The following is a 13,743-nucleotide window of genomic DNA, read 5'->3' on the forward strand; positions in this document are numbered from 1 at the left end:
AATTCTCCCCCCGTGGCCAGAACCTCCGCCAGAGAAGCTAAAATAGGAAAACTTCGCAAAAAAGGCCGAATCATTAGGAGTTTGAAAGAAATTCATGCACGCTTTGTCTATTCCGACTTGGATGATTCATGTTTCCAGCGTCATCGAGTGGATCGCGGCAATTTGGTTAATTTGGAGATATGGCGAGCTAACGGGGAATCGCTATTGGTGGGGGTTGTCCCTCGCTATGCTGCCGGCATTAGTGAGCGCCATGTGTGCCTGCACTTGGCATTTTTTTGACAATCCTACGGATTTAGAATGGTTGGTGACGTTACAAGCGGGGATGACGGTGGTGGGCAACTGCACCCTCTGTCTGGCGGCTTGGTGGATTTGGCGAGCCTCAGCAAGGGAGGAGGAAAACAACAACAGCGAAGAAAGTTCTGAGGCTGAAAAAAGAGAACTTGCGCCGCACAAATCGCCGCAATAATGTTGGTCATTGGTCACTTGTCATTGGTCATTGGTCATTCGTTTTTGGGGAATTTTAAATTATCAATTTTTAACGATGGTTGATGATTTTTTGTGGGTCAGTTGTCTTTTTGCACAGACAAGATTACCAGGATTAATCGCGTTTACAGGTGGGCAAAATCGTTATAATTTGTCGGCTGGTTGAAGTTTGTGGAAATCGTTATCGAAGAGTGGGTCGGGATGGAAACAATTTTTTCTAAGGATACGTTGTTTGCGGTTTCGCTGTTTCCCTATTTGGGATTTTTGTGGTTTTTAACGCGATCGCGCCAAGCCCCGCGTTTGGCACTGATTGGGTTTTACGGAACGTTGGTGTTTGTGGCGGTGACGATTCCGGCGGGGATTTATGCCAAAAACGTTTATAGCGAAGCCTTAGCCAATGTGGATTGGTTGCATGGCGGTGCAGAAGTGTTTTTGACCCTTTCAAATATTTTAATTGTTTTAGGATTTAGGCAAGCGGTTATCGGCAAATTGAAAGGCAAACCAAAGTCTCAGGAATAGGGAAATTGGCGGGGGGGGAGGGAAAAACAAGTGGGGCATGAAAGGATGGATTTAGCCTTTCATGCCCCTGGAGAAACCCCATAATGGAGCGTCTGAGTTGAGAAGGGAACTTATCGAGCTGGGAGATAAGCCATTGGATTGACTGCGCCTTGTCCGGGAGGATGAATTTCAAAGTGGAGGTGGGGGCCGGTGCTAAAGCCGGTGCTACCCATTTCTGCCACTTGTTCGCCTTGCTCCACCAATTGGCCCTCGCGCACCATCACGCGGTGATTGTGGGCATAGAGAGTCAAGCTACCATCGGGATGCTCGATTTCCACGAGATTGCCGTATCCGCCGGAATTCCAGCCAGCAAAGGTAACGACTCCGGGAGCGGCGGCATAAATCGGGGTGCCGATCGGACCTGCGATATCGATTCCCCGGTGCATCCGGCCCCAGCGCCAGCCATAACCGGAGGTGAACACGCCTTCGGCGGGCCAGATATAGCCATTAAAACGCGGGGGACCCTCGGGCAGATAGTTATCGCGATCGTTGAGCGGCGGTAAATCGGGGGAGACCATTTCGCCCACCGAGGGTTGAAGCAGGGGTGCATAGGTTTCCGGTGCCATTGGAGCCACAGCCACCACCGATGAGGGATTATTCTGGGTCGCGGTTGCCGAACCCGTGGAATTGGGTTGAGCGCGATCGCGATCCTCGGAGCGATATTTTTCGCGCAGGCGAGCGAGTTGAGCCTCTAAGCTTTCCGTGTCACCCTCGCGATTTCCCTGTTGGGAGTTGTCGGGGCGATCGCTTGCCGAAATCGCATCGGTATCCGCCGCATCGGTAGGAGTCGCGCCCACATTGCTGTCAAAACTGGCTTGTTCGGTTCTGTACTTCTCGCGCAGTTTTTCGATTTCCGCTCTGAGATTTTCCACATAGCGGTTTTCGATCGCGTCTGGGGGGGTAGCATGAGCCTGAACCTCACCGGGGTCTTCAGCTTCGCTCTGAGGCGAGTTATCCGAAACCGCTCTAGAATCGGCGGGGGTGGTTTCGGAAGACTCAGCCGCCACTTCCGGAAAGATGACGTTGCGATCGGACTCCCTGGGGCGATCGGCGGATGAGGAGTCATCCGGGAAGAGAACGCCGCGATTTTGCACTTCGGTGCTGTCGGCGGATTCAGTCGGCGGGGACATGACGCCACCGATGCCAGTACCGGTCTGAGGGTCTGAGGTAGAAGCCTCTGGTGCCACTGGGATGCCCGATTCATGTTCGCTTTGGGCATTTTGTTCCCGGTACTTTTCTCGCAGCTTAATAATGTCGGCTCTTAAGCTGTCGATGTAATCGGTTCGATCCTCATCCGATGCCGTTTCCACTTCCGTGGTAGACTCCGCAATCGGTTCGCCAGGGAGCTGCTCATTGGATTTTGCCCCGATTCTGCCAGGATCCGAGAGTTGCGCTACTGGAGAATCAACGGCGGCGAGTTCCGGCGAGCCGATGGTTTCGGAAGGCTTGCGGGTAAAATCGAGTTTCAAGCTCGAGGTATAGGAAGTCAGGGAGGGGTTGTCTGCTTCCCTCGGATAACTCTGAGTTTGAGATTGTGTCTGCGCCAATCCGAAATTACCGTTGCGGGTGGTGTAGTTTTCAGAGGCTTTCTTTTCCGGGGTGGGATTTAGGGTACCCATCTCACCCCCGGAGTTTTCTTGTTCGATCAGAGGGATTTTAATTTTTTGATTGACTGCGATCGAGTCGGGATCCTCAATTTGATTGGCTTGGACGAGATCTTCTACCGAAATGCCATTTTGAAGGGCAATTTCGCCCACCGTATCTCCCGGATTGACTTGATAGAGGCGAGCTGCCGATCCATTGGGTTGGATCGCGATCGCCGAGTTGATATCCGGTTCTGCCACACCGGCGGCTTCTGCGGGTGCGGGGTTAGATTGAGCTTCGACTCCAGCCTGGGTAGAATCCAGATTCGGATTTTTTCGCGTGGCCCCGCTCGATTCGACGATCCGCGTCTCCGTGGAGTCTTCTGGGGATGCCTGGGGAACGGATTCGCCTATCCGTTCCAGAGGTTGAGTTGGGTTGAGGGGGGAACGCCATCTGGAATCCGGTAGAGTTTCCCCCACGGGTTCTCTGGCGGTGGGGGCGATCGGCGATAACTCAGGGGAGGTGGGTGCCTCCTGGGCTTCTGGGGAGAAATTTTGTCCTCCTTCCAATCGGGGTTCCTCGAAAGATTCGGAGTTTTCCCAAGGGGCGATCGCGGCGGCATCCTCTACCTCGATGTCCCAGGGTGTCTCTACCCCTGGGGTTTCTCTCGCCGATTCTTGCACCTCAACCGAAGGGTTGGGCTGTTCTGGGGTTTCCCCTACCGTCGATTCGGGGAGTGGATTCACCCACGGCTCAGCGGTGGCTGGCGCCAGAAGATTCCATGAAGAGAAATTGGAGGCGGCGGGTGCTTGAGGTTCCCCGGCGGTGGAGTCTAACGCGGTGTCACCGGCTGGAGCGTAGGTGGAAAAGCTGGCTTCCACACTGTACGACTCAGACAGTGGTGCGTCGCTTTCGCCATACCTCAGACTCTCAGCTTCTTCAGTGAGGGCGATCGCCCCCTCATCCACCGCGAGGCGCTCCGGGTTTCCATCGGCGGTGGGTTGCTCTGGCGATTCCTGGGTTAACGGGGGTTCGGTTGTCTCCGCTGCCCATACGCCACCGACTTGCCCCCGATCTGCTGTGTCTTGGGCTGTTTCTGACGACGGGGCGGCATCGAGATTAGCCGCCGATGCATTGGTGGATACCCTCGGCTCAGCGGCTACGGCACCCTCTCCTTGTTGAGGCAGCAACATGCTCGATGCCCCGAGAGAAATGGCTAGCCCGATCGTGGCAGCCGATGTCCGAACCCGACGCGGGCCAGAGATTGCCTGTCTGATTTCTGCTGCTGCTTGAGTATTGGCGGCACAGAACGGAACAGGTTTTACCTTCTGCGGAATTGCTCGTTTCAAAAAAACGACCTCCTAACGACCAGTGCTTAACTGTCTTTGAGTCAATCAATGTACCACCAGTCTATGATGCAGATCACATCACCAAGAGACCGAAGTCACTGACAGAAAACATGCTTTAGGCAAGATTACCCTAACTTTGGCGATTTAGACAAGTTGATAGGCTTAAAAAAACTAAATTGGATAGTTATGTTTTTTCATCAACTGTTCTCCACCGCTCATGGTAAGCTTTTTTAGCTTAGCAGGGTAGGCATGAATGGGAGCGCAAGCACCTAAAACGCATCCGATGCAGGTATGTTTGCTGATTATAAGCCTTAATACTCTTGCTATGGGTTTCCAATGCTACGGCACAAGGGATGAGTTCTGCCACTGGTGTATTGTGACTGAGTGGACGGGGGATCGAGTCTGGCTGATGTTTTGGACTATTCCTGACACTGGGCATGTCAGGGGCGATCGCGAAGCAATGATTTTTAGACCCGCCACCTCTGGGAAAAGTTCAAGGTCCTCGATGAGCGCTCTCGTGGGGGACCTGAATTCGTAGCGCAGATGCAACTCCTGTGGGGGTTAATGCCATTGATTGAATCCTGTGGAGAGTTGTAGCGGATTTTTTGCCAACTTACAACCGTACAATTATCGAAACGAGGTTTAGCTTCCCCGACCGCGCCATCTGAAGCGATCGGGTAAAAATACCGTTACACTCCCTGGCGATGGGGATTTGAGTCGTTTCACCCTGGGGCGTTCGATGATGATTCTCTATCACTGCGAACCCCATAGCTTTTTGGCTCGGTGATATAAATTTCTTATCGCCTGCTTTTGGTCGGATCCATTCAGGAGGCGATCGCCCCGCCAATACTCCGGGCACAGAACTCCTCACCACGCATCTGCTGGATCCAATTGCCCCTCAGGGCGCTGGCCATCGACAAACGATGGCCCTGGATTGCACCCGGGATCGCCCTTCATTCAGACTCGGATAAATATCCCAATTGACGTCGCGCTTCAAATAGCCCTAAAGCTGCACTCACTGAGAGATTCAGACTTCGTACATGAGGCTGACTCATGGGGATATATACCGTAAAATCGCAAAGAATCAGGACATCGGGGGGCAAGCCGGTGGTTTCCGCCCCAAACAACAGCCAGTCATTGTCTTGATACTGGAATTCCACATAATTCGCGGTGCCCTTGGTACTAAACCCGAGCCAGCGACCTCCCTGTTGCTGGTGGTAAGTCTGAAACGCTTCTAAGCAAGAATGGTAGTGGAAATCCACGTAAGGCCAGTAATCCAGCCCCGCCCGTTTCAGGTAGCGATCGCTAATTTCAAACCCCAACGGTCCGACCAAATGCAAGGGAGTGCCGGTGGCGGCACAGGTGCGGGCAATATTGCCCGTATTCGGCGGAATTTGGGGATAAACTAACACAACTTGCGGCATTGAGCCAGCGTTCCTCCATCTGCGCGTTCTGGACAGTCAAACCGCACCCGAAACGGATGCGCCTGGGGAAAAATCTACCCCCAGACCGAGGCCATTGATAGAAAATTTTAATAAGAGAGGTACAAAACTCATCGATTAGATATTCTGATGAACCGATCGCCCCGGATTGCCATCACGCTACCCAGGGGGGACACAACCCATCTTCGAGTTCGAGCTCTTGCTGATGCATCGATTCAATGGCCTGTTGGAGAATTTGGCGAGTGTGGAAACCGCGATCGTGCAAGGCCAACCAGCGCTGCGCTTCGTTCCCTTCGCGCAGGATTTTTTTCAACGGCAACAAAAAGCAGCTAAATCCCCGTTTTTTCGCCGCCGGCCAGACCTCCTGATAAAGCTGCCAAATCCAATCTCGGGCGAGAATCGGGCGACCATCCACCCAATGCCGCAGTTCGGCGTCTAAACTGCCCTGAGCAGCAGCCTTCTCATTGTCGTTGGTCAGGGAAATCAGCTCTTGCGCCCGGTGCCGATCGCCAATTTTGCTGATGGTCAAGGGATCTAAACTGGGGTCTTCCATAACCTGCCAAATGCGCGCTTCCAAAAACGAGGTGATGGCCAACAGGGCAATGGGATCGCTGAGAAATTCGCAAATTCGCAATTCTAAGCGGTTGAGATTGTAAGGGCGGCGATCGCCATTCGGTCGCACTGAACTCCACAAATGACGCACGTTCTGCATCGTTTTGGCAGCTAACTGGTCTTGGGTCCACTGGATGAAATGCTGATGACTTTCAAATAAAGGCACCTCTGGGGGCACCTTGGGAAACATCTGCCACCGGGTGGAGTGATAGCCGGTCGCTTCGCCGTCGAGAAAGGGCGAGGCGGCACTCAGAGCCAGGTAAAGCGGAGCCTCCAGCCGAATTAACCGACAAGCCCGCATCAGCAGTTCTGGGTCGTCGATGCCAATATTGATGTGAACGCTGGCAGTGACCACATTCGTGCCGTAGGTGTTTTCGATGTAGTCGTGATAGGGATTATTCGGATCCGAGCGATAGAAGCGATCTGTGCTTCCCAACGACAAGCTACTGCCCGGAATTAACGTGTAGTCCCCTAGGGTTTTCAGGTAGTCGCGCAGCAGCAGGCGAGGCCGCACCAAGTCACACAACAGGCGATCGTAGCGACATAATGGCGCGGTCGTATATTCCACATTTCGCGTATCTGGCTCCCGCATGAAACGATTGAGAGCCGCCACAATTTTATCCGAGAGGCCGACAATCTCCCCTTGGGGGGTTCCCGTATAAACCTCGACCTCAAAGCCTTTTGATAACAGCACGGTTTGTCCTCAGCTTATTCGTCCGATGCGAAAGTTCGCATCTCATTCTTTATTATCGCGCCAATGGGGACGACAACTCCCCCACCGGTGTGATGTTTTTTGCCCCTGGGACTTTTAAAATCCCTAGCAGGAGCGATCGTGAGGGACGAATCAAGACTAGGTAAGGATTTCAGGGACATCGTTCGCCTCTCCCCCTTCTGGTGGATGCCAAGGTCTGACGCAAAACCCAACTCGGTCCCCCCTTGTCAACGGTTCCACACAATCAGACACTAAACTGGAGAGCAGCCGTCAGCCCACCCCCCGATCGGCCCTCGGCATCAAGGCAGGATGAATTCTGGAGTGCGATCTCCTTGTGTCCCACCCCCTCCTCCCCTTGAGGTTGAGTGCTGCCTATCCGGGTTTCTCGCCCTGCTGGCGATCGGCTGACCGCGCAGCACTCGTCGAGTGACGCTGTTGAGAGGTTTTTCGTGAAAAACGTTTTAGGCATTATCCTGGGCGGAGGCGCGGGTACCCGTCTCTACCCCCTGACCAAAATGCGAGCTAAACCCGCCGTCCCCTTGGCTGGCAAATATCGCCTCATCGATATTCCGATTAGTAATTGCATTAACTCCGACATTCTGAAAATCTATGTCCTGACCCAATTCAACTCCGCTTCTCTAAACCGCCACCTGGTTCGGGCTTACAATTTCTCTGGGTTCACTGAAGGCTTTGTAGAGGTGCTCGCCGCCCAGCAAACTCCCGACAGTCCCAGTTGGTTCCAAGGCACCGCCGATGCGGTCCGCAAGTATCTCTGGCTGTTTGAAGAGTGGAACGTAGACTACTACCTGATTTTGTCCGGCGACCATCTCTACCGGATGGACTATCGCAATTTCTTGGACCGTCACCGCGAAACGGGTGCAGATATTACTCTCTCGGTTTTGCCAATCGATGAAAAACGTGCCTCGGATTTCGGTTTGATGAAAATCGATGACACCGGGCGCGTTATCGATTTTAGCGAAAAACCCAAAGGCGATGCCCTGCGGAAAATGGCGGTGGATACCACCACCTTGGGCTTAAGCCCCGAACAAGCTCAAAACACTCCCTATATTGCTTCAATGGGCATTTATGTCTTTAACAAAGAGGTGATGGGAAAACTCCTGCGCGAATCCACAACGCGCACGGATTTCGGTAAGGAAATTATCCCGGCTTCGGCTGGCGAATATAACGTTCAGGCATATCTGTTTAACGGATATTGGGAAGATATCGGAACCATTGAATCGTTCTTCGATGCGAATTTGGCGCTGACTAAACAGCCTCAGCCGCCTTTCAGTTTCTACGACGAAAAGGCTCCCATTTACACCCGTTCCCGTTATCTACCGCCTACTAAATTGTTGGATAGTCAGGTCACGGAATCAATTATCGGCGAAGGATGCATTCTCAAAGAATGCCGCATCGAACACTCGGTTCTGGGAATTCGATCGCGCATTGAAGCCAACTGTCACATTCAAGATACCTTAATTATGGGGTCGGACTATTACGAGCCGTTCGCAGAACGTCAATCGGGTTTGCAAAAAGGTGGCGTTCCTTTGGGTATCGGTTCGGAAACCACGATTCGTCGGGCTATTGTCGATAAAAATGCTCGCATCGGTCGGGATGTGAAAATCATTAATAAAGACCATGTGGAAGAAGCCGATCGCGAAAGCGAAGGGTTCTATATCCGCAATGGCATTGTGGTGGTGCTGAAAAATGCTAAAATCCCCGACGGTACTGTTATCTAAGGTGGGAAAATTGGGGTAAGCTAAATCCCCAATAAATTGAGATTTGTAGGGTGGGCATTGTCCACCCTACCCTATTTTTAAAGGAATTAGCGGCAGATTGCATAAGTCCTAATCATGGCAATGTTAGTGGTTTCGATTGGGCTTCCGGCTAGCGGCAAGTCTTCTCTGGCTAAGCAGTTAGCGGGACAATTGGAAAACGCCCGCGTGATTTCTACCGATGCTATCCGGGCGCAACTGTTTGGGGATGAAATTATCCAAGGCCCTTGGGCAGAAATTGAGCGGGAATTGCAACGGCAATTTGAATCGCTGGTGGCGCTTGAAGGGCGATCGCCAGGAAATGATTCGCGGATGGTGGCGATTTATGATGCGACAAATGCCCAGCGCCTTCACCGTCAGGAGGCGATCGCCCTGGGTCGGTCCTGTGGGTTTACTCCGATTATTGGCCTCTGGGTGGCTACGCCAGTAGAGGTCTGTCTGGAACGCAACCGACGCAGAGGGCGACAGGTTCCCGATGAGGTTATCTGGAAAATGCACGAGCATCTTCAAACGGATCCCCCGAAACGAGAAGATGGGTTTGATGAGGTGATTCCCTATCCGAAGGCGGGGAATAGTACGGAAATTGCGTTAAAACTCCACAGCAAGAACCGAACTTAACTGGTGTCGCATATTGGCTACCCTGAAAGGGGATATAGACCCTAGAAGGAGAGAGCATCAAACGCTTCTGTTTCTCTAGGGCTTTATCGTATCTGGAAGGGGCGATCGCATTCGCTGTAGCCTCAGCAGCCCCAACCACAAAACCCTTTAAACTTAATCTTTATCAGCTACAGGAGGCATATTGATGGCTGCGACCGACTACAAGGACTATTACGCTATCCTCGGCGTGAGTAAAAGCGCCAGTGTGGATGAAATTAAAAAGGCTTATCGCAAACTAGCGCGCAAATATCACCCGGATATGAACCCGGGAAACCGCCAAGCTGAGGCAAAGTTTAAAGAAGTCTCGGAAGCGTATGAAGTGCTCTCGGATCCGGAGAAACGGAAAAAGTACGACCAGTTCGGTCAGTATTGGAAACAAGCCGGTGCGGCGGGGGCGGGTGCAGGGGCTGGATGGCCCGGTGGCACTAATGTGGATTTTGGCGGCTTTGATTTTAGCGAGTTTTCCAGTTTTGATGATTTCATCAATGCGCTGCTGGGTCGCGTGGGTGGCCCGGGTGGAGGTCGCAGTCGCACCGGTGGATGGAATTACAATTATCGCACCAGTAGGAGTGGGCCGACGGGATTTGGCGGATTTGAGGATTTTGCCGGCTATGGCGATCGCGCTGCTGGCGCTTCGATGGATCGCGAGGGGACGATCCGGCTGACTTTTGCAGAAGCGTTTAATGGGAGTCAAAAGCGTCTGAGTCTGGGAAATGAGGCGATCGACGTGCGGATTCCCCCAGGGGCGAAGCCGGGAAGTCGGGTTCGGGTACGCGGTAAGGGTCAAGTGAATCCTTACAACCAGCAACGCGGGGATTTGTACTTACATGTGGAGGTCCAACCCCACTCGTTCTTTCAGTTTGATGGGGATAATTTGGTCTGCGAAGTGCCGATCGCCCCAGATGAGGCGGTGTTGGGGGCAAAGGTGCAGGTTCCGACGCCGGATGGAATGGTGACGATGAACGTGCCGGCAGGGATTCGATCCGGTCAAACTCTGCGCCTGCGCGGGAAGGGATGGCGCACGCCGAAAGGAGGACGGACGGATCAATTGGTTCGAATTGCGATCGCGCCTCCGAAGGAGATTAGCCCCACGGAACGGGAACTCTACGAGAAACTTCGCACTAATCGCAGCACTAATCCGCGCAGCCACTTGCAGTACGTTAAACTTTGATTATAGCATAAAACGGGGAACAGTGGTAACAGTTGTTCCCCGTTTTTGTTTCTTTTCTCTTTCCCAGGCTCCAGACCTGATGGGAAAGCTCTGAGAGAGTCAGTTAAGGTCGCAATATACCCCCGGTAAAGGTGGGATGCGCGACTGTCTTTTTTTTGAGACAGGTTTTGATAAAATTCGCACTTCATTGCTGTGATTCTCCCTCCATCCCCACGGTTTTTCTGTAATGAACATGGCTAATATTCTGATTTATAAATCATTGAATCTATCGCAGGTTTTCCAAGCCTTTTGCCCAATTTTATTGTGGAATATCAAACAACTATAATATCAACCAAACGATTAAGCAGCTATAAATCTTTAGCCGGATATCCTGTTTGTTGTTAGTCATCAATTTGTCTAGTGTTAAGTCTATTTTAACACCTTTCATACATTCTCGAACGCCCACAAATTTTTATAAATTTTTTTCTGATTTACTAACATTGGCCGCAGGTAAATGAGTTGCTGAACGATATTACTTTTTTTCTAAGTCGTCTATTAGCCACTTAAACTTCAATTTAATTATAACCCATGCCTACTAAAGAATTACCATTTTCCAAAAATTATAATGCTAAATTATTTTTAATTATCAACACAAAATATCGATTGAGTTTTTGAACCAACGCCTTAATTCTAAGTAAAGAGCAAAATCCTCTATCTATTACTCCTACTGCATTTTACGGAATTTCTTCAACGGTTTAGTTTCCGTATTTTCTATCGTGTCTTTGTCCAAAATGAAGGACAATTCCGCCCCAGAATTCCAGCTATTGAGGCCGCACAACAACTTAACTTGACGATAAGTTTGACACCACAAAAGCTTACTTGTTAAAGTAATAATTGTAGATTAGATAGGAAAAGGCAGTGGAGTGTTTGGGTTGCCATTTTTCTATTTTACTTGTTTTATAACTTTCTGCAAGAGCTATTTAAAAACTTCAGAAGTCCGATGTTTACTGGCCTTAAAAAAGGGGGGAATATGCAAGGTACTATCCCGGCAATTTAATCAGAAAAATCAATTCCCGCATACTGACTAGGCTTTTATCCATCGTCAAATCTAACCAGCAGAAAACAAATAAAAAAGTGTTGAGAACTGGGTAATCGTTTTTGGGCAAGTCTTTCAAAAGCTATTTAACGATTTTGGGAAAAATTGAGAAAAACATAAACGATTGAATACTCTAAGTTATATCTCTGGTAGTTTATCAGATTATTGGCCAATTTATATGAAGATTTCTTAGCATTCAGCACTTCTGACGTGCATCAGCACGGATGTTTTTATATATACTAACCAAAATTGTTGATTGTATTATCGTTAGAGCGAGTGTGAAGGGGTCTTTTCAACGATTGGGGTGGTGCGTTCCCCCCGATATTCGAGCGAGTTATCCCAGTGGGAATTGGCGGCGGGGGGAACGCACCCTACGGGGGATTGAATTGGAAGGTCGATTGTTAGGGTGGTGCGTTACCCCGATATTCGATTGGGTTATCCGAGGGTGCTGGTGGGATAATGTGCTACCAGGGACTACCGATCGCGGTAAATCCCGCCCAATAATACGGATGGGACAACTCCTGGTAACTCACGCTGGCGAGGGGGGGCGGTAAAGGGATGCGATCGCCGGCATAAATCAACTCCCCTTGTTGTACGCGGATTTCACCGCGAATCATCGCCACCTGCGATCGGCGCAATGCTTCCGCCTTCACCGACACGGCGCGTAACTGATGATAAAACTCACTCATTAACCCCAAAGTGCCCTCATCATTCACATACCACAACGACGCCAGGGCCGATTTCACCCCTGCATTCACCGCTAAACCGGCAAACCCCAACTCGGCATTTTCGTCCCCCACTGCAGTACGACAAGCGGAGAGCACTAACAACTCTACCGGCGGTGAATTCCAATTCAATTCTCGCACCCGATCCAAACTCAATCGCCCATCCCATAACTGAATATATGACTCTTCCGGATTCCCGGGATTAAATTCGCTGTGAGTGGCCAAATGAACCAAGCGAAACGGTTCTTTTTCCCGTTGCAATTTCAGATTACTAAAGGTAAACGCTTCATTGAGAAACGATTTCCCGGGCCAAATTGTCAGAATCGCCGACAATTCCACTGGAACCGCCGGTAAGGCAATTTTATCCGTAAATTTAGACGCACCCATTGCTAACACCCGGGCATTGTCCAAGGATTCATAGCGCGTATCGGTTAAATTCACGCTGGGAATCAATCCGACGCGATATTTTTCCACTAAAAATTCTGCTCTATCGTGCAACGCTGCTACGGGCAAAGTTCGCATTCCGCCATCCATTGAAAACATCAGGATATCGATATTTTGCAGTTGGATATCGGTTTCCAAGGGTGCAATTATCCAGTCGTGGAATTGTTGCGCCAAAACCAAATAATCCGTGCGGTTGCGCTTCAGAGGATTGGTAATGTCTTGGCGAAATTGCGACATTTTTTCTAGAATTAAATCGCGTTTTGCCTCGGGAACGGTTTTGTAAATTGGTACCCCTTGAGGAGGTACCAATACTAAATCTAATTGTTCGTCGCGCATGAAGGTGTAGATAATTGCCGGTTGAGTGCCGGTAAGATTGGCGATCGCCCGCAATTTGTCTTGAATTTGGGTAAATGACTGCAACTCCCGCGCATATACCAAGTTTAAATATCGGGCATATTCCTCGGTAAACATTAAGTCGATAAACCGCAACGCTTGTGGAAGATTGCGATCGTCCAGCAAGCGTTCGATTTGGCGGCGAAGGGAGGTGATATCTACTGGATTTTCCGCCCCCAATGACTCCGGCGATTCCCTCGGCGGCGATTCCCCCTCACTCATTACCATTTCTTCCGCCGGAACTCTCCCGGGGGCGGGCATTGGCGGAATTCCTGCATCGGGTATAAGGGGCGAGGGAATTCTCGCTACCGGGATTTCCTCGGGAGTGGAAGGCACTTCCTGCGCCGCCACGGTTCCCAAAGTTTCTCTCGCGGGCGCAGAAGTGGCGGGGGAGACTTCCTCTCCCTGCGCCTCGGGTACAGTATCCCTCACCGGGGGCGCAGGGACCGGGGGCGCAGTCTCCGGCGACGGAATTGGCGGCGCAGGCGGTGGGGGGTCATCCGAGGGAATCGGTATCGCCGGTGTTGCTGGCGCAGCGTCATCCGAGGGAATCGGTATCGCCGGTGTTGCTGGCGCAGCGTCATCCGAGGGAATCGGTATCGCCGCTATCCCTGGCGCAGCGTCATCCGAGGGAATCGGTATCGCCGCTATCCCTGGCGCAGGTTCTGGAGAGGGAAGCGGTGGGAGTGCGATCGCTTCTGGCGCAGGTTTCTCTGATACTACCGGTTCGGGTGCGATCGCTTCTGGCGCAGGTTTCTCTGAT

Annotated in this window: 9 protein-coding genes; 5 read left to right on the forward strand and 4 right to left on the reverse strand. The window is 51.3% G+C overall.

Annotated elements, in window-relative coordinates:
- The first annotated feature begins 94 nt into the window (after nt 1–94).
- Entirely contained in the window at nt 95–466 is a 372-nt protein-coding gene (locus LKK83_RS05220) for a DUF2499 domain-containing protein (protein ID WP_324629859.1), read from the forward strand.
- Between the two features lie 227 nt (nt 467–693).
- Nucleotides 694–1,002: a DUF3593 domain-containing protein gene (locus tag LKK83_RS05225; RefSeq protein ID WP_324629871.1), complete on the forward strand. Its 309-nt coding sequence runs from the start codon at nt 694–696 to the stop codon at nt 1,000–1,002.
- Between the two features lie 110 nt (nt 1,003–1,112).
- Here LKK83_RS05225 and LKK83_RS05230 read toward each other — a convergent pair whose 3' ends face one another.
- From LKK83_RS05230 to gshA, 3 genes are all read right to left on the reverse strand, one after another.
- Nucleotides 1,113–3,974 (reverse strand): peptidoglycan DD-metalloendopeptidase family protein, encoded by a 2,862-nt coding sequence (locus tag LKK83_RS05230; protein ID WP_324629860.1) that lies wholly within the window; start codon nt 3,972–3,974, stop codon nt 1,113–1,115.
- Nucleotides 3,975–4,927: 953 nt separating this feature from the next.
- Entirely contained in the window at nt 4,928–5,398 is a 471-nt protein-coding gene (locus LKK83_RS05235) for a tRNA (cytidine(34)-2'-O)-methyltransferase (protein WP_324629861.1), read from the reverse strand.
- 172 nt (nt 5,399–5,570) lie between these two features.
- On the reverse strand, nt 5,571–6,722 hold the full coding sequence (gene gshA / locus LKK83_RS05240) for a glutamate--cysteine ligase (RefSeq protein WP_324629862.1): 1,152 nt from the start codon (nt 6,720–6,722) through the stop codon (nt 5,571–5,573).
- 467 nt (nt 6,723–7,189) lie between these two features.
- Between gshA and LKK83_RS05245 the strand changes: the two genes are divergently transcribed.
- From LKK83_RS05245 to LKK83_RS05255, 3 genes are all read left to right on the forward strand, one after another.
- Nucleotides 7,190–8,479 carry a glucose-1-phosphate adenylyltransferase gene (locus LKK83_RS05245; protein WP_324629863.1) on the forward strand — a complete coding sequence of 430 codons (1,290 nt, stop codon included), beginning with the start codon at nt 7,190–7,192 and terminating at the stop codon, nt 8,477–8,479.
- 114 nt (nt 8,480–8,593) lie between these two features.
- On the forward strand, nt 8,594–9,133 hold the full coding sequence (locus LKK83_RS05250) for an AAA family ATPase (protein WP_324629864.1): 540 nt from the start codon (nt 8,594–8,596) through the stop codon (nt 9,131–9,133).
- Nucleotides 9,134–9,317: 184 nt separating this feature from the next.
- Nucleotides 9,318–10,343: a DnaJ C-terminal domain-containing protein gene (locus LKK83_RS05255; RefSeq protein WP_324629865.1), complete on the forward strand. Its 1,026-nt coding sequence runs from the start codon at nt 9,318–9,320 to the stop codon at nt 10,341–10,343.
- A 1,539-nt stretch (nt 10,344–11,882) separates the two neighbouring features.
- Here the strand turns inward: LKK83_RS05255 and LKK83_RS05260 are convergent.
- On the reverse strand, nt 11,883–13,743 hold a 1,861-nt coding region (locus tag LKK83_RS05260), incomplete at its 5' end, for a CHAT domain-containing protein (RefSeq protein WP_324629867.1).

Source organism: Phormidium sp. CCY1219 (genome assembly GCF_035615515.1).
Classification (GTDB): Bacteria; Cyanobacteriota; Cyanobacteriia; order Cyanobacteriales; family Laspinemataceae; genus CCY1219.

Excerpts from the sequence above, each read along its gene's own strand:
- LKK83_RS05220 (WP_324629859.1), top strand. The coding sequence starts at position 95 with ATGCACGCTTTGTCTATTCCGACTTGGATGATTCATGTTTCCAGCGTC.
- LKK83_RS05235 (WP_324629861.1), bottom strand. The coding sequence starts at position 5,398 with ATGCCGCAAGTTGTGTTAGTTTATCCCCAAATTCCGCCGAATACGGGC.
- LKK83_RS05250 (WP_324629864.1), top strand. The coding sequence starts at position 8,594 with ATGGCAATGTTAGTGGTTTCGATTGGGCTTCCGGCTAGCGGCAAGTCT.
- LKK83_RS05255 (WP_324629865.1), top strand. The coding sequence starts at position 9,318 with ATGGCTGCGACCGACTACAAGGACTATTACGCTATCCTCGGCGTGAGT.